The sequence below is a fragment of the Pseudomonas sp. YuFO20 genome, assembly GCF_035064975.1.
Taxonomy (GTDB): Bacteria; Pseudomonadota; Gammaproteobacteria; order Pseudomonadales; family Pseudomonadaceae; genus Aquipseudomonas; species Aquipseudomonas putida_AE.
Window position 1 is genome coordinate 24,838 of the sequence record NZ_JAXDEO010000036.1, and the last position, 24,484, is coordinate 49,321.

At 60.0% G+C, this 24,484-nt stretch carries 21 protein-coding genes; 7 read left to right on the forward strand and 14 right to left on the reverse strand.

The genetic code is table 11. From position 1 onward, the window contains the following. Positions 1-407: 407 nt before the first annotated feature. The 9 genes from aceA to SOP85_RS20120 form a co-directional block, all read right to left on the reverse strand. Positions 408-1,733, reverse strand: a complete 1,326-nt coding sequence (aceA, locus tag SOP85_RS20080) for an isocitrate lyase (protein WP_007970439.1) — start codon at positions 1,731-1,733, stop codon at positions 408-410. 476 nt (positions 1,734-2,209) lie between these two features. Next, on the reverse strand, positions 2,210-2,971 hold the full coding sequence (locus SOP85_RS20085; protein ID WP_274074758.1) for a secretin N-terminal domain-containing protein: 762 nt from the start codon (positions 2,969-2,971) through the stop codon (positions 2,210-2,212). A 353-nt stretch (positions 2,972-3,324) separates the two neighbouring features. Further along, positions 3,325-3,750: a GNAT family N-acetyltransferase gene (locus tag SOP85_RS20090; protein ID WP_032831798.1), complete on the reverse strand. Its 426-nt coding sequence runs from the start codon at positions 3,748-3,750 to the stop codon at positions 3,325-3,327. Beyond that, positions 3,743-4,912 (reverse strand): ribosomal protein uL16 3-hydroxylase, encoded by a 1,170-nt coding sequence (locus tag SOP85_RS20095; RefSeq protein ID WP_274074759.1) that lies wholly within the window; start codon positions 4,910-4,912, stop codon positions 3,743-3,745. Before SOP85_RS20095 ends, SOP85_RS20090 begins: the two co-directional genes overlap by 8 nt. A gap of 86 nt (positions 4,913-4,998) precedes the next feature. Next, a complete protein-coding gene (gene purB / locus SOP85_RS20100) occupies positions 4,999-6,369 on the reverse strand; it encodes an adenylosuccinate lyase (protein ID WP_007940861.1) in 1,371 nt (456 codons plus the stop codon). A gap of 124 nt (positions 6,370-6,493) precedes the next feature. Continuing rightward, positions 6,494-7,117 (reverse strand): high frequency lysogenization protein HflD, encoded by a 624-nt coding sequence (gene hflD / locus SOP85_RS20105; RefSeq protein WP_046817168.1) that lies wholly within the window; start codon positions 7,115-7,117, stop codon positions 6,494-6,496. Continuing rightward, on the reverse strand, positions 7,114-8,247 hold the full coding sequence (gene mnmA / locus SOP85_RS20110) for a tRNA 2-thiouridine(34) synthase MnmA (RefSeq protein WP_274074760.1): 1,134 nt from the start codon (positions 8,245-8,247) through the stop codon (positions 7,114-7,116). Before mnmA ends, hflD begins: the two co-directional genes overlap by 4 nt. Before the next feature lie 59 nt (positions 8,248-8,306). Then, positions 8,307-8,753 carry an NUDIX hydrolase gene (locus SOP85_RS20115; RefSeq protein ID WP_274074761.1) on the reverse strand — a complete coding sequence of 149 codons (447 nt, stop codon included), beginning with the start codon at positions 8,751-8,753 and terminating at the stop codon, positions 8,307-8,309. A 190-nt stretch (positions 8,754-8,943) separates the two neighbouring features. Beyond that, positions 8,944-11,169 (reverse strand): NADP-dependent isocitrate dehydrogenase, encoded by a 2,226-nt coding sequence (locus tag SOP85_RS20120; RefSeq protein WP_274074762.1) that lies wholly within the window; start codon positions 11,167-11,169, stop codon positions 8,944-8,946. Positions 11,170-11,664: 495 nt separating this feature from the next. Here SOP85_RS20120 and icd point away from each other — a divergent pair, with 495 nt between their 5' ends. Then, positions 11,665-12,921, forward strand: coding sequence for an NADP-dependent isocitrate dehydrogenase (gene icd / locus SOP85_RS20125; protein ID WP_057399856.1), 1,257 nt, complete (start codon positions 11,665-11,667; stop codon positions 12,919-12,921). An 80-nt stretch (positions 12,922-13,001) separates the two neighbouring features. Here the strand turns inward: icd and cspD are convergent, their stop codons facing one another. Continuing rightward, on the reverse strand, positions 13,002-13,268 hold the full coding sequence (gene cspD, locus SOP85_RS20130; protein WP_274074763.1) for a cold shock domain-containing protein CspD: 267 nt from the start codon (positions 13,266-13,268) through the stop codon (positions 13,002-13,004). A gap of 224 nt (positions 13,269-13,492) precedes the next feature. Here cspD and clpS point away from each other — a divergent pair, with 224 nt between their 5' ends. Together clpS and clpA are read left to right on the forward strand one after the other, a co-directional pair. Next, positions 13,493-13,876 (forward strand): ATP-dependent Clp protease adapter ClpS, encoded by a 384-nt coding sequence (gene clpS, locus SOP85_RS20135; protein WP_020799529.1) that lies wholly within the window; start codon positions 13,493-13,495, stop codon positions 13,874-13,876. A gap of 30 nt (positions 13,877-13,906) precedes the next feature. Next, a complete protein-coding gene (gene clpA / locus SOP85_RS20140) occupies positions 13,907-16,177 on the forward strand; it encodes an ATP-dependent Clp protease ATP-binding subunit ClpA (protein ID WP_046817173.1) in 2,271 nt (756 codons plus the stop codon). A 237-nt stretch (positions 16,178-16,414) separates the two neighbouring features. Here the strand turns inward: clpA and infA are convergent, their stop codons facing one another. The 4 genes from infA to trxB form a co-directional block, all read right to left on the reverse strand. Continuing rightward, entirely contained in the window at positions 16,415-16,633 is a 219-nt protein-coding gene (infA, locus tag SOP85_RS20145) for a translation initiation factor IF-1 (RefSeq protein ID WP_002553999.1), read from the reverse strand. Positions 16,634-16,744: 111 nt separating this feature from the next. Next, positions 16,745-17,452: an arginyltransferase gene (locus SOP85_RS20150; protein ID WP_274074764.1), complete on the reverse strand. Its 708-nt coding sequence runs from the start codon at positions 17,450-17,452 to the stop codon at positions 16,745-16,747. Between the two features lie 56 nt (positions 17,453-17,508). Continuing rightward, positions 17,509-18,189, reverse strand: coding sequence for a leucyl/phenylalanyl-tRNA--protein transferase (gene aat / locus SOP85_RS20155; protein WP_274074765.1), 681 nt, complete (start codon positions 18,187-18,189; stop codon positions 17,509-17,511). Positions 18,190-18,251: 62 nt separating this feature from the next. After that, positions 18,252-19,211: a thioredoxin-disulfide reductase gene (gene trxB / locus SOP85_RS20160; RefSeq protein ID WP_323628015.1), complete on the reverse strand. Its 960-nt coding sequence runs from the start codon at positions 19,209-19,211 to the stop codon at positions 18,252-18,254. A 274-nt stretch (positions 19,212-19,485) separates the two neighbouring features. Between trxB and SOP85_RS20165 the strand changes: the two genes are divergently transcribed. The 4 genes from SOP85_RS20165 to crcB all read left to right on the forward strand — a co-directional run bounded on the left by SOP85_RS20165 (position 19,486) and on the right by crcB (position 24,471). Beyond that, positions 19,486-21,927 (forward strand): DNA translocase FtsK, encoded by a 2,442-nt coding sequence (locus SOP85_RS20165; protein ID WP_408597457.1) that lies wholly within the window; start codon positions 19,486-19,488, stop codon positions 21,925-21,927. A gap of 68 nt (positions 21,928-21,995) precedes the next feature. After that, positions 21,996-22,619, forward strand: a complete 624-nt coding sequence (gene lolA / locus SOP85_RS20170; RefSeq protein WP_274074768.1) for an outer membrane lipoprotein chaperone LolA — start codon at positions 21,996-21,998, stop codon at positions 22,617-22,619. Between the two features lie 155 nt (positions 22,620-22,774). Continuing rightward, positions 22,775-24,097: a replication-associated recombination protein A gene (locus tag SOP85_RS20175; protein WP_323628017.1), complete on the forward strand. Its 1,323-nt coding sequence runs from the start codon at positions 22,775-22,777 to the stop codon at positions 24,095-24,097. Further along, positions 24,097-24,471 (forward strand): fluoride efflux transporter CrcB, encoded by a 375-nt coding sequence (crcB, locus tag SOP85_RS20180; protein ID WP_274074770.1) that lies wholly within the window; start codon positions 24,097-24,099, stop codon positions 24,469-24,471. The genes SOP85_RS20175 and crcB overlap by 1 nt, the downstream gene beginning before the upstream one ends. The last annotated feature ends 13 nt before the right edge of the window (positions 24,472-24,484 follow it).

Genomic DNA, 24,484 nt, shown 5'->3' on the forward strand with positions numbered 1-24,484 from the left:
AGTGACGATATGTCGCAGCAATCAATCCCGCTGATTTTATGGCTAAACACCCAGCAAGTAAAATTCCTATAGCGAAATTATTTATAGGAATAAGGACATAGCGCGCGGCAAAAGCGCCGTAGCCCTTGCGTTGCGGGCATTAGCCGGCATTTCGGGAATTATGTTTTGTAAGGAATGTAACGAACATAGTTTTCGCTAAATGATAATCAATATTGTTTGTGCCGGTTTTTAAACTGTTTAGTGGGTTTAGGGTGGGGAAGTTGTCTTATTTGCGCATTACAGGGTTTTGTGGTGGTTGGGGAATTGCGGGCAAAAAAACGCCCCGAACCAGTCGGGGCGTCAGGTGTGCAGCGCTGCGGTTAGCTTTCTAAAAGGCCCGCGGCGGCTGATGTCTCAAGCGAAGCAGATCAGTGGAACTGTTCTTCTTCGGTCGAACCGGTCAGCGCGGTTACCGAAGACGAGCCACCCTGGATCACGGTGGTCATGTCGTCGAAGTAGCCGGTGCCCACTTCCTGCTGGTGAGCCACGAAGGTGTAACCCTTGGCAGCATCAGCGAACTCTTGCTCTTGCAGCTTCACGTAGGCAGTCATGTCGTTGCGGGCGTAGTCGTGCGCCAGGTTGAACATGCTGTGCCACATGTTGTGAATGCCGGCCAGGGTGATGAACTGGTGCTTGTAGCCCATGGCGGACAGTTCGCGCTGGAACTTGGCGATGGTCGCGTCGTCCAGGTTTTTCTTCCAGTTGAAGGAAGGCGAGCAGTTGTACGACAGCAGTTGGTCCGGGTATTCCTTCTTGATCGCTTCAGCGAAGCGACGAGCCTCGTCCAGGTCCGGCTTGGCAGTTTCGCACCAGATCAGGTCGGCGTACGGAGCGTAGGCCAGGCCGCGGGCGATGGCTTGATCCAGGCCGGCGCGCACCTTGTAGAAACCTTCCTGGGTACGTTCGCCAGTCACGAATGGCTGGTCGTACGGGTCGCAGTCGGAGGTCAGCAGGTCAGCGGCGTTGGCGTCGGTACGGGCCAGGATGATGGTCGGGGTACCGGCAACGTCGGCTGCCAGACGGGCAGCGGTCAGCTTCTGTACGGCTTCCTGGGTAGGAACCAGTACCTTGCCGCCCATGTGGCCGCATTTCTTCACGGAAGCCAGTTGGTCTTCGAAGTGAACGCCGGCGGCGCCTGCCTCGATCATGCTCTTCATCAGCTCGTAGGCGTTCAGTACGCCGCCGAAACCGGCTTCGGCGTCAGCCACGATTGGCGCGAAGTAGTCGATGTAGCCAGCGTCGCCCGGGTTCTTGCCGGCTTTCCACTGGATCTGGTCGGCGCGACGGAACGAGTTGTTGATGCGCTTGACCACGGTCGGTACCGAGTCAACCGGGTACAGCGACTGGTCCGGGTACATCGATTCGGCGGAGTTGTTGTCCGCAGCCACTTGCCAGCCCGACAGGTAGATTGCCTGGATACCGGCTTTGACTTGTTGTACAGCCTGGCCGCCGGTCAGGGCGCCCATGCAGTTGACGAAATCTTTCTCAGGACGGAAGGCTGGCTTGGCACCCTGGGTAACCAGGTTCCACAGCTTCTCGGCGCCCATTTTTGCAAAGGTGTGCTCAGGTTGAACCGAGCCACGCAGGCGGACGACGTCAGCAGCGGAGTAAGTGCGTGTCACGCCTTTCCAGCGCGGGTTCTCAGCCCAGTCTTTTTCGAGGGCTGCAATTTGCTGTTCGCGTGTCAGTGCCATGGGAGATAAACCTCGTCGCGTCTTTATGAAAAGTTGTTCTGCGGTGGAAAATTCCTGCGCTCGCTGACCAGAAGCTTAGGTGGTCAAGTCGGGTTCGGCGGGGATGGCGACGGGATGAACGATGGGCTCGAGGGGAAGTGAGCAGGTAAGGGCGAACTGGCGGGCGCATTCGGGCGTCGTGGGCCTTGGTGCGAACTTCAGTGTGATGCCGGGTTTACCTAAATACGCTTCCGTCCCTCGGGACAACTTCGTTCCAGTCGGCAACCTCGTCAAACACACCTTGTGGGCGGTACAGACACGAAGCGGTTCGCGGGGTAGATGCGAACATCGCCTCGAAGGCCCTTGCCAGGGCCCCTGATTAGCGGGAGCGAGGCCATCATGCCTTTGCTTTTTTGGCTCGTCAAACGTTTTGTAGTGCTTTTTTTCAAGCACTACATCTTTGGTCTAATACGACTCCTCAGTCAGTTTTCGGGGCTTTAGTCCAAAGTATCGACTTTCACCCGCAAGGTCATGTCGTTGCGGCTCTGGGTCGAGTAGCTGCGGCTCCCGCCCTGTTTGTCGGCCTGGGTCTGACCGTTGACCCCGGCCAGCAGGATCCACTCGCCCAGGCGGCCGGTGACGGTTGTGTCGGTGCTTTGCACGTTCACTACATCGGGACGTTCCTGGCTCATTCGGTCACGGTTTGTGCTGATCGACAGGTGAACGATCTCGCCAGTGACGTTGGCGGTGACGTAGAAGCCCTGGGTGACGTTGCGGTATTCGGTCTGGCTGCGCAGGTCGCCGTAGGAGTCGGTCTGGCTGCTCGTCAGCGGTACGCTTTGGCCTACCTGGATCAAAGCTGGCATGCCGTCGGTGGCCTGGACCTGCTGGATGCCACCGTCCCGGCTGTCGGTGCTGTGGCTGATGATGCGGGTCTGGCCCGGTTTGGCGCCGTTGACCGAATAACCCTGATTGCCTTGGGAGTTGTTTTCGTTGGTGTCGACGGTGATCAACAGGCGTTTGGGCGCGGTGTCGAGTTGACCGATCAAGGCCTTAAGTTCGTCGATCTTGCGCTGATCGGCATTGACGATCAGCTGATTGCCGTAGGCGCTGACCTGGCCGTCCTTGCCGATGAAATCCTGCGCCACCGGCAACATGTCGGCGCTGGTGTGGTAGTTCAGCGGCACGATTTCGGTGGCGGCCATGAGCGGTAAACTGCAGGTCACCAGCAGTGTGGTGAGCAGGGTGCGTAGGGACATATCCGTTATCTCCGCCAGCTTCAAAATGTTGATATTGCCAGTTTGTCGGCCTGGGATGTCTGTAGGAGCGAGCTTGCTCGCGAAAAACTTGATCGCGACACGTTGCTTCAGGCAGCACGCGTCATCGTTCACCTACATCGCGAGCAAGCTCGCTCCTACAGGTTTGGGTGATAGCAGTGTGTCGGCCTGGGAGGGGGCAAGTTTAATGCTAGACAGCAAAACGCCCCGGCATCCGAAAATGGCGGGGCGTTTTGTGGTGTGCCTACTGGCCTCTTCGCGAGCAAGCCCGCTCCCACAGGGGAATGCATTCCAATTGTGGCAGCGGGCTTGCTCGCGAAGGCCGCGACTCGGTATCAGGCCGAATGGCGAACCATGTCCACATGCGGAATCCCGGCTTCCAGGAACTCCTCGCTGACCATGTGAAAGCCCAGGCGCTCATAGAACGCCGTGGCTTGCACCTGGGCGCTGAGCATCTGCTGCTTCAGCCCGCGCTCTTCGGCTTCGCCGATCACCGCGTGCATCAGTGCATCGCCGACTTTCAGACCGCGCCAGTCCTTGAGGACCGACACCCGGCCGACGTGACCGTCGGGCAGCAGGCGGGCGGTGCCCACGGGAAAGTCGCCTTCGAGGGCGAGGAAATGCACGGCCGTCACATCATCGGCATCCCATTCCAGCTCGGGCGGAACGGATTGCTCGGCGACGAACACCGCTTCACGAATGCGCCGGATCTCGGCGTTGTCTTTCTGCCAGTCTGCGACACGTACGTGAATCTTATTCATCGGCAAACCCCAGGCTTCCTTGCTTGACCAGTTCGCACAGCAGGCCGCGGCCGTCTTCGTCGGCCAGCCAGTCACCCAGGTTGTCGACGTGCAAGGCGTCGGCCGCGCAGATCATCTTCAACAACTCGCGCAGTTTGCCCGGCAGGTAACGGCTCTGGCCGCTGGCGAACAGCAGCAGGTCGTCATCGACTTCCGACCAGGCCAGGCGTGCACTTGGATTGCGGATCAGCACCGCGCCTTGTTCCAGCGCGCCGAGGACGTCGTCTTCTTCGAGATCTTCCGGGCCGACCACCAGTTCCGGGTAACGCGGCTCGGTCATGAACTGGCCGAACCAGGTCAGCAGCAGGCGCTCGTCGCTCATGTGCTCGGCCAGCAGGCCTTTGAGGCGATCGAGGGCGTCGTGCTGGATCTGGTGCGGATCCGCCACCGGCTGGGCGTCGGCGTCGGTGTAGCGCTCTTCGTCCGGCAGGAACTGGCTGAGGAAGTCGGTGAAGTGGGTCAGCACTTCAGCGGCGCTCGGTGCACGGAAACCGACCGAGTAGGTCAGGCAGTCATCGACGGCCACGCCGCAATGGGCCAGGCGCGGCGGCAGGTAGAGCATGTCGCCCGGTTCCAGGACCCACTCATCGGTGGCTTCGAATTCGGCGAGGATGCGCAGGTCCGCGTGTTGCAGCAGCGGGCTTTCGGAGTCGCACATCTGGCCAATTTTCCAGTTGCGCTTGCCGTGGCCTTGCAGCAGGAACACGTCGTAGTTGTCGAAGTGCGGACCGACGCTGCCACCGGGGGCGGCGAAGCTGATCATCACGTCGTCGATGCGCCAGCTCGGCAGGAAGCGGAAGTTTTCCAGCAGTTCACTGACTTCCGGCACGAACTGGTCGACGGCCTGCACCAGCAGGGTCCACTCGCGTTCCGGCAGTTTGCTGAATTCGTCTTCGGCGAACGGACCGCGACGCAATTCCCAAGGGCGCTCGCCGTTCTCGATCACCAGACGCGATTCGACTTCTTCTTCCAGCGCCAGGCCGGCCAGTTCGTCGGCATCGATCGGGCTTTCGAAATCGGGAATCGCCTGACGGATCAGCAACGGTTTTTTCTGCCAGTAGTCGCGCAGGAATTCGCGTGCCGTGATGCCGCCCAGAAGTTGAAGAGGAATGTCAGGATTCATGTGTAACCTATTGAAAAAAAGCACTTTTCATACGGGAATAAAAACGCCCGGCGCGGCCGGGCGTCTTAAACGGTTCTAGCGGTCGATCAGATGCGCTTGGCTTGCGCTACAGCGTTGCCAATGTAGTTGGCCGGGGTGAGCAGTTTCAGCTCGGCCTTGGCAGCGGCTGGCATGTCCAGGCCGTCGATGAAAGTCTGCAGCGCTTCAGGGCTGATGCCCTTGCCACGGGTCAATTCTTTCAGCTTTTCGTACGGGTTTTCGATGTTGTAGCGACGCATCACGGTCTGGATCGGCTCGGCCAGCACTTCCCAGCAAGCGTCCAGGTCAGCGGCAATCTTCTGCTCGTTGAGCTCCAGCTTGCTGATGCCTTTGAGGCTGGCTTCGTACGCGATCACGCTGTGGGCGAAGCCGACACCGAGGTTGCGCAGTACGGTGGAGTCGGTCAGGTCGCGCTGCCAGCGGGAGATCGGCAGTTTGCTCGCCAGGTGCTGGAACAGTGCGTTGGCAATACCCAGGTTGCCTTCGGAGTTTTCGAAGTCGATCGGGTTGACCTTGTGCGGCATGGTCGACGAGCCGATTTCGCCAGCGATGGTGCGCTGCTTGAAGTAACCCAGGGAGATGTAGCCCCAGATGTCGCGGTCGAAGTCGATCAGGATGGTGTTGAAGCGCGCGATGGCGTCGAACAGCTCGGCGATGTAGTCGTGCGGTTCGATCTGCGTGGTGTATGGGTTGAAGCCCAGGCCCAGCTCGTCTTCGATGAAAGCGCGAGCGTTGGCTTCCCAGTCAATCTCAGGGTAGGCCGACAGGTGCGCGTTGTAGTTGCCCACAGCGCCGTTGATCTTGCCCAGCAGCGGTACGGCAGCGACTTGAGCGATCTGGCGCTCCAGACGGTAAACCACGTTCGCCAGCTCTTTACCCAGGGTGGTCGGCGAAGCCGGTTGACCGTGGGTGCGCGACAGCATCGGCACGTCGGCGAAACGGATGGCCAGTTCGCGGATGGCGTTGGCGGTCTGGCGCATCAGCGGCAGCATCACATCATCACGGCCTTCGCGCAGCATCAGGGCGTGGGACAGGTTGTTGATGTCCTCGCTGGTGCAGGCAAAGTGGATGAATTCGCTGACCTTGGCCAGTTCCGGCAGCTTGGCCGCCTGCTCCTTGAGCAGGTATTCGATGGCTTTTACGTCGTGGTTGGTGGTGCGCTCGATCTCTTTGACACGCTCGGCGTGCTCCAGGGAGAAGTTTTCCGCCAGGGTGTTCAGCACAGCGTTGGCTTCGGCGGAGAACGCCGGCACTTCGCTGATGGCAGGGTGAGCGGCCAGGCGCTGGAGCCAGCGCACTTCAACCAGGACGCGGGCACGGATCAGGCCGTACTCGCTGAAAATTGGGCGCAGGGCCTGGGTTTTGCCGGCGTAGCGGCCGTCAACAGGGGAAACCGCAGTGAGCGAAGAAAGCTGCATGGGGTGTTCTCGGACAGTCGGGCAACGAAATGGGGCGCGTATCATACATGAAAAAATCCGCCGGTCCGTCGCCAACTGACCGGCGTATTACGCGTATTGCTGAGTTCAGTGCTGTCGATGCGGGTTATTCGTTACGCATCAATGGGTAAAGCTCTTTGAGCAATTTGCGGCGGCTGATCACCAGTTGCCAGCGATGACCGCCCAATTGCCGCCACAGCCGTGCCGAACGGATGCCGGCCAGCAGCAGGGCACGAATTTTCGAGGCGTTGCTCGGTTGCTGCAGGTTGCGCATGTCGCCGTGCACCTGGATGCGTTGGCGCAGGGTGCTCAGGGTGTCCTGATACAGCGCGCCGCAGGCGGCGATCACGTTTTCGTGGGCCGGGCCGAAGTGCTCGACCTGGGACTGGATCTGCGGCAGGCGTTTGCCGATCACGTCCAGCATGTCGCTGCGCTTGGCCAATTGACGTTCCAGGCCAAGCATCGCCAGGGCATAACGCAGCGGCTCACGCTGCAGGGCGCTCGGATCGCGTTCGAGGGCGCCGATCAATGCGCGATAGCCTTCGCGCAGGTTGATGTCGTCGCCGCCGTAGACTTCCAGGGTGTCCTTGGGGTCGCGGATCAGCAGGCTGCCGAGCATGCAGGTCAGGCCGGCCTCGTTGGTCTGGCCGGTCTTGGCGATCTTGTCGACCAGCACGGCAGCCAGGAATACACCGCCGAGGGCCGTCAGTTGCTCCTGAGTGGGGGTCATTGAGCCTGGCCTTTGCTGGTCCAGGGTTCAGCCACTTCAATGACGCCGCCGCCGAGGCAGATTTCGCCGTCGTAGAACACCACGGACTGGCCCGGGGTGACCGCGCGTTGCGGGTCGTCGAAGGTCGCGCGGTAACCGGTGGCGGTCTTCTCCAGTGTGCAGGGCTGGTCGCTCTGGCGATAACGAACCTTGGCGGTCAGCTGGCGCGGCTGGCTCAGGTCGATCGGGTTGACCCAATAGATGTCCGAGGCGAGCAGGGCGCGGGAGAACAGCCAAGGGTGATCGTTACCCTGGCCGACGATCAGCTCGTTGTGCGCAAGATCCTTGATCAGCACGTACCACGGCTCGTCACTGGCGTCTTTCAGGCCGCCGATGCCCAGGCCCTGGCGTTGGCCGATGGTGTGGTACATCAGGCCATGGTGGCGGCCGATGATTTCGCCTTCGGTGGTCTTGATCTCGCCCGGTTGCGCCGGCAGGTATTGCTTGAGGAAGTCGCTGAAGCGGCGTTCACCGATAAAGCAGATGCCGGTGGAATCCTTTTTCTTCGCGGTCGCCAACTCGTATTTCTCGGCAATCGCCCGCACCTGCGGTTTTTCCAGCTCGCCGACCGGGAACAGGGTCTTGGCGATCTGCTCACCACCCACGGCGTGCAGGAAGTAGCTCTGGTCCTTGTTCGGGTCCAGGCCCTTGAGCAGCTCGGTGCGGCCGTCGATGTCGCGGCGACGCACGTAGTGGCCAGTGGCGATCAGGTCGGCGCCGAGCATCATGGCGTAGTCGAGGAACGCCTTGAACTTGATCTCCCGGTTGCACAGGATGTCCGGGTTCGGCGTGCGGCCGGCCTTGTATTCGGCCAGGAAGTGCTCGAACACGTTGTCCCAGTACTCGGCGGCGAAATTGGCGGTGTGCAGCTTGATGCCAATCTTGTCGCATACGGCCTGGGCGTCCGCCAGGTCATCCATGGCGGTGCAGTATTCGGTTCCGTCGTCTTCTTCCCAGTTCTTCATGAACAGGCCTTCCACCTCATAGCCCTGCTCGATCAGCAGGAGGGCGGATACGGAAGAGTCCACGCCGCCGGACATGCCGACAATGACGCGCTTCTTTTGTGTGTCAGAAGGGGCTGGATCACGCATAGGGATTCAATGAGTGTCTTGAAAAAGGACGCGATTCTAACAGGCCGAAGCCCGCAAGGCTAAAGAGAAGGACGGATCAATTCGAGACCGAAGCGAATACCGGCCCGATAGTCGTCGATGCAGCGCATGATCAGCTCGCTGCGCCAGTTGTCGCGCTGCTCGATTAATTCCTCGCGGGTCAACCACTTGGCGCCGACGATGCCGTCGTCCAGTTGATACTCGGGGTGATGTTTCAGCGCTTTGGCGATGAAGCAGACCCGTTGGTAGGTGACGCCGTTGCTTGGGGCGGTATAGAGATAAATGCCCAGTACGCCGGTGGGTTCGACGTCCCAGCCGGTTTCCTCGAGGGTTTCGCGCACGGCGGCTTCGGTCAGGGTTTCGTCCGGGTCCAGGTGGCCGGCGGGCTGGTTGAGCACCACGCGTCCGTGCTTGAGCTCCTCGACCATCAGGAAGCGGCCGTTGTCTTCGACGATGGTGGCGACGGTGATGTGGGGTTTCCACTCCATAAAATGCCCTCAATGTTGAAATGCTGCCCCTGTAGGAGCTGGCTTGCCAGCGAATGCGGTGGATCAGCCGCCCTCAATGTTGAATGGTAGGCCGCCATCGCTGGCAAGCCAGCTCCTACAGGGGATTGTGTGAATTCTGAAAACACAAACCCCGGCACATGGCCGGGGTTTGTGGTGCTTCCTTACAACCTTAAACCAACGCTGCAACCGCTGCGTTGAAAGTTGCGCTAGGACGCATGGCCTTGCTGATCAGCTCGGCGTCGGCGTGGTAGTAACCGCCGATGTCCACTGGCTTGCCCTGGACGGCGTTGAGCTCGGCAACGATGGTCGCCTCGTTCTCGGTCAGGGTCTTGGCCAGGGTCGCGAACTGCGCTTGCAGTGCAGTGTCTTCGGTCTGGGCAGCCAGGGCCTGGGCCCAGTACAGCGCCAGGTAGAAGTGGCTGCCGCGGTTGTCGATGTTGCCGACTTTACGCGATGGCGACTTGTTGTTGTCCAGGAACTGGCCGGTGGCCTGGTCCAGGGTCTTGGCCAGAACCAGCGCCTTGGGGTTGTTGTAGGTCACGCCCAGGTGTTCCAGGGACGCGGCCAGGGCCAGGAATTCACCCAGCGAATCCCAGCGCAGGAAGTTCTCTTCCAGCAGTTGCTGCACGTGCTTCGGAGCCGAACCGCCGGCGCCGGTTTCGAACAGGCCACCGCCGTTCATCAGCGGCACGATCGACAGCATCTTGGCGCTGGTGCCCAGTTCCATGATCGGGAACAGGTCGGTCAGGTAGTCGCGCAGGACGTTGCCGGTCACCGAGATGGTGTCCTTGCCTTCGCGGGTGCGCTGCAGGGTGAACTTCATCGCGTCGACTGGCGCCATGATCTGGATGTCCAGGCCGGCCGTGTCGTGATCCTTCAGGTAAGCCTGGACTTTCTCGATCACCACGCCGTCGTGGGCGCGCATCGGGTCCAGCCAGAAGATCGCTGGCGTGCTGCTGGCGCGAGCACGGTTGACGGCGAGTTTGACCCAGTCCTGGATCGGCGCGTCTTTGGTCTGGCACATGCGGAAGATGTCGCCGGCTTCAACCGACTGTTCCAGCAGCAGGGTGCCGTTGGTGTCGGTCACGCGGACTACACCGTTGGTCTTGATCTGGAAAGTCTTGTCGTGGGAGCCGTACTCTTCGGCTTTTTTCGCCATCAGGCCAACGTTCGGCACGCTGCCCATGGTGGTTGGATCGAACGCGCCATTGGCCTTGCAGTCTTCGATGACCGCCTGGTAGATGGTGGCGTAGCAGCGATCCGGGATCACGGCCTTGGTGTCGTGCAGCTGGCCGTCGGTGCCCCACATCTTGCCGGAGTCACGGATCATCGCCGGCATCGAGGCGTCGACGATGACGTCGCTCGGCACGTGCAGGTTGGTGATGCCCTTGTCGGAGTTGACCATCGCCAGGGATGGACGAACGGCGTAGACCGCCTGGATGTCGGCTTCGATCTGCGCTTGTTGCTCGGCCGGCAGGGCCTTGATGCGAGCGTACAGGTCGCCGATGCCGTTGTTCAGGTTGAAGCCGATCTGCGCCAGCACGTCAGCGTGCTTGGCCAGTGCGTCCTTGTAGAACTCGGCAACGATCTGGCCGAACATGATCGGGTCGGAGACCTTCATCATGGTCGCTTTCAGGTGAACCGACAGCAGCACGCCCTGGGCCTTGGCGCTTTCGATTTCAGCGGCGATGAAAGCACGCAGAGCGTTTTTGCTCATGACGGCGCAGTCGAGGATCTCGCCAACCTGGACGGTGGTCTTTTCCTTCAGGACGGTGGTGGTGCCGTCTTGAGCGATCAGTTCGATCTTCACGGCGCCAGCAGCGTCGATCAGGGCGGCTTTTTCGCTGCCGTAGAAGTCACCGCTGCTCATGTGTGCAACGTGGGATTTGGAGTCAGCAGCCCAGGCGCCCATTTTGTGCGGGTGCTTGCGCGCGTAGTTCTTCACCGACAGCGGCGCGCGACGGTCGGAGTTGCCTTCGCGCAGTACCGGGTTCACGGCGCTGCCCTTGACCTTGTCGTAACGGGCCTTGGCTTCTTTGTCGGCGTCGCTGCTCACGGTTTCCGGATAGTCCGGCAGGGCGTAGCCCTGGGCCTGCAGTTCCTTGATCGCGGCTTGCAGCTGCGGAACCGAGGCGCTGATGTTCGGCAGCTTGATGATGTTGGCTTCAGGCGTAACGGCCAGGGCGCCCAGTTCGGCGAGGTGGTCGGCTACGGCTTTGTCACCCAATTGCTCGGGGAAGCTGGCCAGGATACGCCCTGCAAGAGAGATATCGCGGGTTTCAACGGCGATATCAGCCGAGGCGGTGAACGCCTCTACGATAGGCAACAGTGAATAGGTGGCGAGGGCGGGAGCTTCGTCGGTGAAGGTATAGATGATCTTCGAGCGGGTGGGCATATTCGGATTAACTCTCTCTTCTTTGCTAAAGCGTGCGCAGAAACTCGAGGGGCGCCGGGTAAGCGCGTTCGTTCAAAGTCATCCATGAGCCGAATATCGAGATTTCGTTGCTGTGATGTTGGGTGCATCAAGTAGGGCGTCAAGTAGGCGGGCTGCGGTAGCAGACCGTCTCATCGGGTGGAAACACTCGTCGTAGAGCTGTTCAACCTGACGTGACCCTTTAGTCAGCGGCGGCATTATACATAGGTAGCTGGCAATCTGCCGATGGTTCATACACAACGTTTGTCGTCCATTGGTCTAAAGGTCGCAGGGGCGAGCAAGGCGTAAGGTCGTTCGTCGTGCTTGAGTTTGGCGCTTTTCCCTTTGATTTCAGGCTTGTAGGGCGCAGGTTGTATGGCTTTGCGGCATATCGATAGAACATAGGGTTTGCGCGCCGATTTAACTGGGTTACGCTCGAACCAAGCCAGATGTTCAATCCAATCAATGGAGTTCAGCATGGGTTACAAGAAGATTCAGGTTCCAGCCGTCGGCGACAAAATCACCGTCAATGCAGACCATTCTCTCAATGTTCCTAATAACCCGATCATTCCTTTCATCGAAGGCGACGGCATTGGTGTCGACATCAGCCCGGTCATGATCAAGGTTGTCGATGCTGCTGTGAAAAAGGCTTACGGCGGCGAGCGCAAGATTTCCTGGATGGAAGTGTACGCCGGGGAAAAAGCGACCCAGGTCTACGATCAGGACACCTGGCTGCCTCAGGAAACCCTGGACGCGGTCAAGGATTACGTGGTTTCCATCAAGGGCCCCCTGACCACGCCGGTCGGTGGCGGTATCCGTTCCCTCAACGTGGCCCTGCGCCAGCAACTCGACCTGTACGTCTGCCTGCGCCCGGTGCGCTGGTTCGAAGGCGTGCCAAGCCCGGTCAAGAAGCCAGGCGACGTCGACATGACGATCTTTCGCGAGAACTCCGAAGACATCTATGCCGGCATCGAGTGGAAGGCCGGTACCCCGGAAGCCACCAAGGTCATCAAGTTCCTTAAAGAAGAAATGGGCGTCACCAAGATCCGTTTCGACGAAAACTGCGGTATCGGCGTCAAGCCGGTGTCCCTGCAAGGCACCAAGCGCCTGGCGCGCAAGGCCCTGCAATATGTGGTCGACAACGATCGCGATTCGCTGACCATCGTGCACAAAGGCAACATCATGAAGTTCACCGAAGGTGCCTTCAAGGAATGGGCCTATGAAGTGGCGGCCGAAGAGTTCGGCGCGACCCTGCTCGACGGCGGACCGTGGATGCAGTTCAAGAACCCGAAAACCGGCAAGAACGTTGTCGTCAAGGATGCCATCGCCGACGCCATGCTCCAGCAGATCCTGCTGCGCCCGGCGGAATACGACGTGATCGCGACCCTGAACCTCAACGGTGACTACCTCTCCGATGCCCTGGCGGCGGAAGTGGGCGGTATCGGTATCGCACCGGGCGCCAACCTGTCCGACACCGTGGCCATGTTCGAAGCCACCCACGGTACCGCGCCGAAATACGCCGGCAAGGACCAGGTCAACCCGGGGTCGTTGATCCTGTCGGCTGAAATGATGTTGCGCCACATGGGTTGGACCGAAGCGGCCGACCTGATCATCAAGGGCACCAACGGCGCGATTTCCGCCAAGACCGTGACCTATGACTTTGAACGCCTGATGGAAGGTGCCAAGCTGGTTTCCTCGTCCGGCTTCGGTGATGCGCTGATCTCGCACATGTAAGAAAATCCGGGAATGCGAAAACCGCCCGGCTCAAGCGATTGAGTCGGGCGGTTTTTTTATGACTGGATGACGCTGCTGCGTTAAACGGTAACGGTTTGTTGCGTAGCAGGGGTCACGGCATTTGTGCTATCGACAGGGTTGCCAATGTTGACGGCGTGCAGCCCCTTGGGCCCCTGGATGATCTCGAAGACGACGGCTTGACCGGCCTTCAGGGTTTTATAACCGTCCATTTGAATGGCCGAGTAGTGGGCAAACAGGTCTTCTGTCTTGCCATCCTCGTTGATGAAACCGTAACCCTTGGCGTTGTTGAACCATTTCACCTTGCCACTGACCTTGACACCTGACATACCAACTCCCTCTGCAACAGACTCCATCACTGGAGTATCATCCAGTACATCCGCAGTCACTTCTTAGAAAAAAAGTTGACTCCGCGGACCTTTTTTACCCACTGTGGGCTCTATTGGTTGTAACACCGTTTTGCCGATAGTCAAGGTGACCAGGCAGTCGGAGTTGAAATCACCCAAGACCGCCCCCACCACTGTATTTGCACAACTGACGAACCTTTCTTTCCATGCATGCAATCAGCCAGATTCGACTAACATTCAATCAGGATCGCCCGACTCTCCAGAAAGATCGCCCGGAGGAACACGACGACGATTCCGCAGGCATTGCTGTTCAGGAGGCCAAGCCTGCTTTACAGGCGCCGCCGATGTACAAGGTGGTTTTGTTCAATGATGACTACACACCGATGGATTTCGTCGTCGAAGTGCTCGAGGTGTTTTTTAACCTGAATCGCGAGCTGGCGACCAAGGTCATGCTGGCCGTCCATACAGAAGGGCGGGCAGTATGTGGAGTGTTTACCCGCGACATCGCCGAGACAAAGGCCATGCAGGTCAACCAGTACGCCAGGGAAAGCCAGCATCCGCTACTCTGTGAAATCGAGAAGGACGGTTAATCGCCGACCACTTGGGTATGAGGTGAAGCTATGTTAAACCGCGAGCTCGAAGTCACCCTCAATCTTGCCTTCAAGGAGGCTCGTTCGAAGCGTCATGAATTCATGACCGTCGAACACCTGCTGCTGGCCCTATTGGACAATGAGGCTGCCGCCACCGTTTTGCGTGCGTGCGGCGCGAACCTCGACAAACTCAAGCATGACCTGCAGGAGTTCATCGACTCCACCACGCCACTGATCCCCGTGCATGACGAGGATCGTGAGACCCAGCCAACCCTGGGCTTCCAGCGTGTCCTGCAACGTGCTGTGTTTCACGTACAGAGCTCGGGCAAACGCGAAGTGACTGGCGCCAACGTGCTGGTCGCGATCTTCAGTGAGCAAGAGAGTCAGGCAGTGTTCCTGCTGAAACAGCAGAGCGTTGCCCGTATCGATGTCGTCAACTACATCGCCCACGGCATTTCCAAGGTGCCAGGGCACGGCGATCACTCCGAGGGCGAGCAAGATATGCAGGACGACGAGGGCGGGGAGTCTTCATCTTCAGGCAATCCACTGGATGCTTATGCCAGTAACCTCAATGAACTCGCGCGCCAGGGTCGAATCGATCCATTGGTAGGCCGTGAGCTGGAAGTCGAGCGCGTCGCCCAGATCCTGGCCCGTCGCCGCAAGAACAATCCGCTGCTGGTGGGTGAGGCGGGCGTGGGTAAAACCGCGATTGCCGAAGGCCTGGCCAAGCGCATTGTCGACAACCAGGTGCCGGACCTGCTGGCCAACAGCGTGGTGTACTCCCTCGACCTGGGTGCCCTGCTGGCCGGGACCAAATACCGCGGCGATTTCGAGAAGCGCTTCAAGGCGCTGCTCAATGAGCTGAAAAAACGTCCGCAGGCGATCCTGTTCATCGACGAGATCCACACCATCATCGGTGCGGGTGCCGCGTCCGGTGGCGTCATGGACGCCTCGAACCTGCTCAAGCCGCTGCTGTCGTCCGGTGATATCCGTTGCATCGGCTCGACCACCTTCCAGGAATTCCGCGGGATCTTCGAGAAGGACCGTGCCTTGGCACGTCGCTTCCAGAAGGTCGATGTATCGGAGCCTTCGGTGGAAGACACCATCGGTATCCTGCGCGGCCTGAAAGGGCGTTTCGAGTCCCATCACAATATCGAATACAGTGATGAGGCCCTGCGCGCCGCTGCCGAACTGGCCTCGCGCTACATCAATGACCGGCACATGCCGGACAAGGCGATCGATGTGATCGACGAGGCGGGTGCCTACCAACGCCTGCAACCGATCGAAATGCGCGTCAAACGCATCGAAGTGCCTCAAGTCGAGGACATCGTCGCGAAAATCGCGCGTATTCCGCCAAAACACGTCACCAGCTCCGATAAAGAGCTGCTGCGTAACCTTGAGCGTGACCTGAAGCTGACGGTATTTGGCCAGGATGCCGCGATCGACTCGCTGGCGACCGCGATCAAGCTGTCCCGCGCCGGCCTCAAGTCGCCTGACAAGCCAGTCGGTTCGTTCCTGTTCGCCGGTCCCACCGGTGTCGGTAAAACCGAAGCGGCGCGTCAGCTGGCCAAGGCGCTGGGGGTCGAGCTGATTCGCTTTGACATGTCCGAGTACATGGAGCGCCACACCGTATCGCGTCTGATCGGTGCACCTCCAGGTTATGTCGGGTTCGATCAGGGCGGTCTGCTGACCGAAGCCATCACCAAGCAGCCACACTGCGTGCTGTTGCTCGATGAAATCGAGAAGGCGCACCCGGAAGTCTTCAACCTGCTGCTGCAGGTGATGGACCACGGGACGCTGACCGATAATAACGGGCGCAAGGCCGACTTCCGAAACGTGATCGTCATCATGACGACCAACGCCGGTGCCGAAACCGCAGCCCGTGCTTCGATCGGTTTCACCCATCAGGACCACTCGTCCGATGCGATGGAAGTGATCAAGAAGAGCTTCACGCCGGAGTTCCGCAACCGTCTGGACACCATCATCCAGTTTGGTCGCCTCAGCCATGAGGTCATCAAGAGCGTGGTGGACAAGTTCCTTACCGAACTTCAGGCGCAGCTGGAAGACAAGCGTGTATTGCTGGAAGTCACCGATGCAGCCCGCAGCTGGTTGGCGGCTGGCGGTTACGACTCGGCAATGGGCGCTCGCCCGATGGCGCGCCTGATCCAGGACAAGATCAAGCGTCCACTGGCGGAGGAGATCCTCTTTGGCGAACTGGCCGAACATGGCGGTGTGGTCCACATCGACATCAAGGACGGCGAGCTGACCTTCGAGTTCGAAACCACGGCTGAAATGGCCTGACGGCAAACCGCAACAAAGCAGAAAGGCGCCGATTGGCGCCTTTTTGCTGTCTGTCAGGTGTACACCGATCCCCTGTGGGAGCGGGCTTGCTCGCGAAGGCGGCTTAACATTCACCATCGATGTTGACTGATGCGCCGCTTTCGCGAGCAAGCCCGCTCCCACATTGGTTTTGCGTGCTGCATCAAATCGCAGGCACAAAAACGCCCGGCATAAGCCGGGCGTCTTGTATTGACCTGATTAGCGAGCGCGGTAAGTGATGCGCCCTTTGCTCAAGTCATAGGGCGTCAGCTCGACGCGCACCTTGTCACCGGTAAGAATACGAATGTAGTTCTTGCGCATCTTGCCGGAAATATGCGCGGTTACGACGTGCCCATTTTCCAACTCCACACGAAACATGGTGTTGGGCAGGGTGTCGACGACAGTGCCTTCCATTTCGAAGCTGTCTTCTTTCGACATGCAGTAAAGCCCTCGGTGTCCAATGAATGGCCCGGTGCAACTGCGCCAGGCAAAAGCGGCGTGCATTGTGCCCGAAAAAGGGTGTTCAAGCCAAGGGGTTTAGGGCCTGCTCTAGTTCAGGACGACCCAGCGCTGGTTTATCAGCAGTTCGATGGGGCGATACTGGGTCTTGTAGCTCATTTTTTTGCAGTTCTTGATCCAGTAGCCCAGGTAAACCGCATCCAGCCCCAGTCGCCGGGCTTCGGCGATTTGCCAGAGTATGGCGTAGCGCCCCAGGCTGCGGCGCTCTTCGGCGGGTTCATAGAAGGTGTAGACCGCCGACAGACCGTTCGGCAGAAGGTCGGTGACGGCAATGGCCAGCAATCGACCCTGGAGGCGGAATTCGTAGAATCGGGAAAATGGCAGGTCGCGGACCAGGAAGGTGGAAAACTGATCGCGACTGGGTGGGTACATGTCGCCATCGGCATGGCGTTCTTCGATGTAGCGCTGGTAAAGATCGAAATACTCTTCGCTGAAACCCGGCTTTGCGGGGCGCACCTGCAAGTCGGCGTTGCGTTTGAAAATGCGTTTTTGCTGACGATTGGGGGTGAATTGCCCGACTGGAATGCGCGCCGGTACGCACGCATTGCAATTCTGGCAATGGGGGCGATACAGATGGTCGCCACTGCGCCGAAAACCCATTTCAGACAGGTCTGCATAGACGTGCACATCCATGGGCTGGCTAGGGTCGAGGAACAGGGTCGTCGCCTGCTCCTCGGGCAGATAACTGCAGGAGTGGGGTTGAGTGGCATAAAACTTCAAACGCGCCAACTCGGTCATGATCAACCCTCGGGATAAGCTTTTGAATAAGTGTAAGCCACGCGGACAAAAGTCGCTCAGCAAACCCAGGTTGCATGATTGGGTTGATCCAGATGCCGCGCCAGGTAGTCGGCAAACTCGCGGCGTGGAATCGCCCGGGCACCCAGGCTGTGCAAATGGTCGGTGGGCATCTGGCAGTCAATGAGCACAAAACCCGAGTCTTTCAGATGTTGCACCAGTGTGGCAAAGCCAAATTTGGAGGCGTTGTCGGCCAGGCTGAACATGGATTCGCCGAAAAACAGCTGGCCCATCGCCAGGCCGTACAGCCCGCCCACCAGTTCGTCCTGGTCCCAGACTTCCACTGAGTGCGCATGGCCGCGCCTGTGCAGCTCGATGTAGGCGTCCTGCATGGCATCGGTGATCCAGGTGCCGTCCGCATACTCCCGGGGTGCGGCGCAGGCACGGATGACCGCGGCGAAATCCTGATCGAAGGTCACCTGGTAGCGTTGTTGGCGCAGAAGTTTCTTCAGGCTGCGGGACACATGCAGTTCATCGGGAAACAGCACGGTGCGAGGGTCCGGCGACCACCAGAGAATCGGCTGGCCTTCGGAAAACCAGGGGAAGCAGCCATGGCGGTAAGCCTGGATCAACCGGTCGGCGGACAGGTCGCCACCGGCCGCCAGCAATCCATTGGGATCACGCATGGCCTTTTCCAGCGCCGGGAACGTCAGGGTGTTGCGTTGTAACCAAGTCAGCATGGCATCAGGGCTTGCAGAAGGGGAGGGCGGGGCGGGCGTTGGGCCCGCCGTGAAGTGTGCGGTCAAACAACGGGAATGTCGTCGAGGTATTTTTCCGCGTCCAGGGCGGCCATGCAGCCGGCGCCGGCGGAGGTGACGGCCTGGCGATAGACGTGATCAGCGACGTCGCCCGCGGCAAACACGCCTTCGATGGCGGTGGCTGTCGCGTTGCCTTCGCTGCCACCCTTGACCAGCAGATAGCCATCACGCATTTCCAATTGACCGGCGAACAGGTCGGTATTGGGCTTGTGGCCGATGGCGATGAACACGCCGGTCAGCGGCAGCTCGGTGATGGCACCGGTATGACTGTCGCGCAGGCGGGCGCCGGTCACGCCGCTGGAATCGCCCAGCACCTCGTCCAGGTTCTGGTTCCAGTGCAGGCGGATATTGCCCTTGGCGGCTTTTTCGAAGAGTTTGTCCTGAAGAATCTTTTCCGAACGCAACTTGTCGCGACGGTGAATCAGATGGACTTCACTGGCAATGTTCGACAGATACAGCGCTTCTTCGACGGCGGTATTGCCACCGCCCACCACCGCGACCACCTGTTTGCGATAGAAGAAGCCGTCGCAGGTCGCGCAGGCAGAAACCCCTTTGCCCGCGAAAGTCTCTTCCGAGGGCAACCCCAGATATTGTGCCGAGGCACCCGTGGCAATAATCAGGGCGTCGCAGGTATAAGTGCCGCTGTCGCCGATGAGTTCAAAGGGGCGCTGTTGCAACTTGGCGGTATGGATGTGGTCGTAAACGATCTCGGTGGCAAAGCGCTCGGCGTGTTTTTGCATGCGCTCCATCAGGACCGGGCCGGTCAGGCCTTCGACATCGCCTGGCCAGTTATCGACTTCCACGGTGGTGGTGAGCTGGCCACCTGCCTGTATGCCGGTAATGACAACGGGCTTGAGGTTGGCGCGAGCGGCATACACGGCTGCGCTGTAGCCCGCGGGACCGGAACCCAGGATGATCAGGCGGGAATGCTTCGCTTCGCTCATAAAAACACCTCATAAGCCTTTGTCACGAAAGAGAATGCGTGCTCAAATTGAGTCGCACGTCATGTGCTGTTGACTATGCTACACCCAAGGGTTGCCAGCATGGCATCGCCCGTACAAACCCGTACAATGCCTCGCTGTAACAGTGTTTGTAACAAAATAGGCAGCGCATTTGCTGTTTATGAAAACCGATGCGCAGTGTTAAAAGTAGTCCCGGTTACGCCTGTTAACTTTTTTACCTGCCTGGATTGGGCAGTTTTTTCATAGTCACTAACAGATGGACGCGCCGTTGGCGCAGGAAAAGCAGGTTTTGAAGAAATCCACCGCAGCACCCAAAACAGTTGTTCCACTCTGGCGCCAGCACTTGCACTACCGCCTCAAGGAAGGTGCATTGATCGCCATCGGAGCGTTGTGCCTGTTCCTGATGATGGCCTTGCTGACCTATGGCAAGGACGATCCGGGCTGGAGCCACAACAGCAAGATCGATGACGTGCAGAACTTCGGCGGCCCGGCGGGCTCCTACAGCGCCGATATCCTGTTCATGGTGCTGGGTTACTTTGCCTATATCTTCCCGCTGTTGCTGGCGATCAAGGCCTACCAGATCTTCCGTCAACGCCACGAGCCGTGGGAGTGGAGCGGCTGGCTGTTCTCCTGGCGCCTGATCGGCCTGGTGTTCCTGGTGCTGTCCGGTGCCGCGCTGGCGCACATCCATTTCCATGCTGCCACCGGTCTGCCGGCCGGCGCTGGCGGGGCGCTGGGCGAGAGCCTTGGCGACCTGGCGAAGAACGCGCTGAACATCCAGGGCAGCACGCTGCTGTTCATCGCCCTGTTCCTGTTCGGCCTCACGGTGTTCACCGACCTGTCATGGTTCAAGGTGATGGACGTCACCGGCAAGATCACCCTCGACCTGTTCGAACTGTTCCAGGGCGCCGCCAATCGCTGGTGGGCGGCCCGTGTCGAGCGCAAGCAACTGGTTGCGCAACTGCGTGAAGTCGATGACCGCGTGCACGATGTGGTCGCGCCGACCGTCACCGACAAGCGTGAGCAGGCCAAGGTCAAGGAACGCCTGATCGAACGCGAGCAGGCCCTGAGCAAGCACATGTCCGAGCGTGAGAAGCAGGTGCCGCCGGTGATCGCCCCGGCGCCACCGAAGCCGCCAGCGCCGAGCAAGCGCGTGGAAAAAGAGAAGCAGGCGCCGTTGTTCGTCGACAGCGCCGTTGAAGGCACCTTGCCGCCGATCTCGATTCTCGACCCGGCGGAAAAGAAACAGCTCAATTACTCGCCCGAATCCCTGGCGGCCGTCGGCCACCTGTTGGAAATCAAGCTCAAGGAATTCGGCGTCGAAGTCACCGTGGACTCGATTCATCCGGGTCCGGTGATTACCCGTTACGAGATCCAGCCGGCGGCAGGGGTCAAGGTCAGCCGTATCGCCAACCTCGCCAAGGACCTGGCGCGGTCCCTGGCCGTGACCAGTGTGCGTGTGGTGGAAGTGATTCCGGGCAAGACCACGGTCGGTATCGAGATTCCCAACGAAGACCGGCAGATCGTGCGCTTCTCCGAAGTGCTGTCGACCCCCGAGTACGACAACTTCAAGTCCCCGGTCACCCTGGCCCTGGGCCATGACATCGGCGGCAAGCCGGTGATCACTGACCTTGCGAAGATGCCGCACCTGCTGGTGGCCGGTACCACCGGTTCCGGTAAGTCGGTGGGTGTGAACGCGATGATCCTGTCGATCCTGTTCAAGTCCGGCCCGGAAGATGCCAAGCTGATCATGATCGACCCGAAAATGCTCGAGCTGTCGATCTACGAAGGCATTCCGCACCTGCTGTGCCCGGTGGTGACCGACATGAAGGACGCCGCCAATGCCTTGCGCTGGAGCGTTGCCGAGATGGAGCGACGCTACAAGCTGATGGCGAAGATGGGCGTGCGTAACCTGTCCGGCTTCAACGCCAAGGTCAAGGAAGCGCAGGACGCCGGCGAGCCATTGAGCGACCCGTTGTACAAGCGCGAAAGCATCCACGACGAAGCGCCGTTGCTGCAGAAGCTGCCGACCATCGTGGTGGTGGTCGACGAATTCGCCGACATGATGATGATCGTCGGCAAGAAGGTCGAAGAGCTGATCGCCCGTATCGCCCAGAAGGCGCGGGCGGCGGGTATCCACCTGATCCTCGCGACCCAGCGTCCGTCGGTGGACGTGATCACCGGCCTGATCAAGGCCAACATCCCGACCCGCATGGCGTTCCAGGTGTCGAGCAAGATCGACTCGCGGACCATCATCGACCAGGGCGGCGCTGAACAACTGCTCGGCCACGGTGACATGCTCTACATGCCGCCGGGTACCAGCCTGCCGATCCGGGTTCACGGCGCGTTCGTGTCCGACGACGAGGTTCATCGCGTGGTCGAGGCCTGGAAACTGCGTGGCGCGCCGGAATACAACGACGACATCCTCAACGGTGTCGAAGAGGCGGGCAGCGGCTTTGAAGGCAGCAGCGGTGGCGGCGACGGCGATGATCCCGAAGCTGACGCGCTGTATGACGAAGCGGTGCAGTTCGTCCTGGAAAGCCGTCGTGCGTCCATTTCAGCGGTGCAGCGCAAGCTGAAGATCGGCTACAACCGCGCCGCGCGCATGATCGAAGCCATGGAAATGGCCGGGGTCGTGACGTCCATGAACACCAACGGTTCGCGTGAAGTCCTGGCCCCCGGCCCGGTACGCGACTGACCCGACACTGACAAGGGGCGGCGTCCTGAGGCGCCGCCCGCACTCCCACGAATGTTATGAGGACTCCCATGCGTCTGATCCGCATGCTGTTGCTGCCGGTACTGGCTTTGAGCACGCTCTCGGCCCACGCCGATGACAAGGACGTGGCACGCCTGACCCAATTGCTGGAAAAATCCCAGACCCTGACCGCGCGTTTCTCCCAGCTGACCCTGGATGGCTCGGGTACCCAGTTGCAGGAAACCGCCGGCGAAATGTCGCTGCAGCGCCCGGGCCTGTTCTATTGGCACACCAATGCGCCCGCCGAGCAGACCATGGTCTCCGACGGCAAGAAGGTCACCCTGTGGGACCCGGACCTGGAACAGGCCACCATCAAGAACCTCGACCAGCGCCTGACCCAGACCCCAGCGTTGCTGCTGTCCGGTGACGTGTCGAAGATCAGCCAGAGCTTCGATATCAGCGCCAAGGAAGCCGGCGGCGTGATCGACTTCACCTTGAAGCCGAAAACCAAGGACACTCTGTTCGACAGCCTGCGCCTGTCGTTCCGCAATGGCCTGGTCAACGATATGCAGCTGATCGACAGCGTCGGCCAGCGCACCAATATCCTGTTCACCGGGGTGAAGGCCAACGAGCCGATCCCGGCTTCCAAGTTCAAGTTCGACATCCCCAAGGGTGCGGACGTGATCCAGGAATAAAACGCAAAAAATCCCTTGTGGGAGCGGGCTTGCTCGCGAAGGCGGTGTGTCATTCAGCATTGAAGGTGACTGATACACCGCCTTCGCGAGCAAGCCCGCTCCCACAGGGGTTAATCATCGATCTCAGGATTAACTAGAGGTTTTAAACGTACGCCATGGACCTGTTTCGCAGCGCCCCCATCGCCCAGCCCCTGGCCGCCCGCCTGCGCGCGACCAACCTGGACGAGTACGTCGGTCAGGAACACGTGCTCGCTCGCGGCAAGCCCTTGCGCGAAGCCCTGGAGCAGGGTGCCCTGCATTCGATGATTTTCTGGGGACCGCCGGGAGTGGGCAAGACCACCCTGGCGCGGTTGCTCGCGGAAGTCTCCGAGGCGCATTTCGAAACGGTGTCGGCGGTGCTGGCCGGGGTGAAGGAAATCCGCCAGGCGGTGGAAATCGCCAAGCAGCAGGCCGCGCAGTACGGCCGGCGGACGATCCTGTTCGTCGACGAAGTGCACCGCTTCAACAAGTCCCAGCAGGATGCGTTCCTGCCCTATGTCGAAGACGGCACGCTGATCTTCATCGGCGCGACCACGGAAAACCCCTCGTTCGAACTCAACAACGCCTTGCTGTCGCGCGCGCGGGTCTATGTGCTCAAGAGCCTCGACGAAGCCGCACTGCGCAAACTGGTGCACCGCGCGTTGACCGAAGAGCGCGGCCTGGGCAAGCGCAACCTGACCCTCAGCGATGAAGGCTTCCAGATGCTGCTGTCGGCTGCTGATGGCGATGGCCGGCGCTTGCTCAACCTGCTGGAAAACGCCTCGGACCTGGCCGAAGACAACAGCGAGATCGGCACCGACCTGCTGCAAAGCCTGCTCGGCGATACCCGTCGGCGCTTCGACAAGGGTGGCGAAGCCTTCTACGACCAGATCTCCGCGCTGCATAAATCCGTGCGCGGTTCCAACCCCGACGGTGCGTTGTACTGGTTCGCGCGCATGATCGATGGTGGCTGCGATCCGCTGTACCTGGCCCGGCGCGTGGTGCGCATGGCCAGCGAAGACATCGGCAATGCCGACCCGCGTGCGCTGAGCCTGTGCCTGGCGGCGTGGGAAGTGCAGGAGCGCCTCGGCAGCCCCGAGGGCGAATTGGCGGTGGCCCAGGCCATCACCTATCTGGCCTGCGCGCCGAAGAGCAACGCGGTGTACATGGGTTTCAAGACCGCACTGCGTGCCGCCGCCGAACACGGTTCGCTGGAAGTGCCGCTGCACCTGCGCAACGCACCGACCAAGCTGATGAAGCAGCTCGGTTATGGCGACGAATACCGTTATGCCCACGACGAACCGGATGCCTACGCCGCCGGGGAAGATTACTTTCCGGAAGAACTTGAGCCGATCCCGTTCTATCAGCCGGTGCCCCGTGGCCTGGAATTGAAGATCGGCGAGAAGCTCAATCACCTGGCCAAGCTCGATCGACTGAGCCCCCGGCAGCGGAGAAAATAGTGCTCCCCCTGATCATTGCAGTGTCCATCGGCGGAACCGCCGGCACCTTGCTACGCTTTGCCACGGGTAACTGGATCAACGCTAATTGGCCGCGGCACTTCTATACCGCGACGCTGGCCGTTAATATCGTCGGCTGTTTGCTGATCGGCGTTTTATACGGTCTGTTTTTGCTACGCCCGGAGGTGCCGATCGAGGTGCGCGCCGGGTTGATCGTCGGCTTCCTCGGAGGGCTGACGACTTTTTCATCCTTTTCACTGGATACGGTGCGCCTGCTGGAAAGCGGGCAAGTGCTTCTGGCCCTGGGCTATGCTGCCATCAGCGTATTCGGCGGGCTGCTCGCCACCTGGGCTGGCCTGTCCTTGACCAAACTTTGATAACGAGAGACCG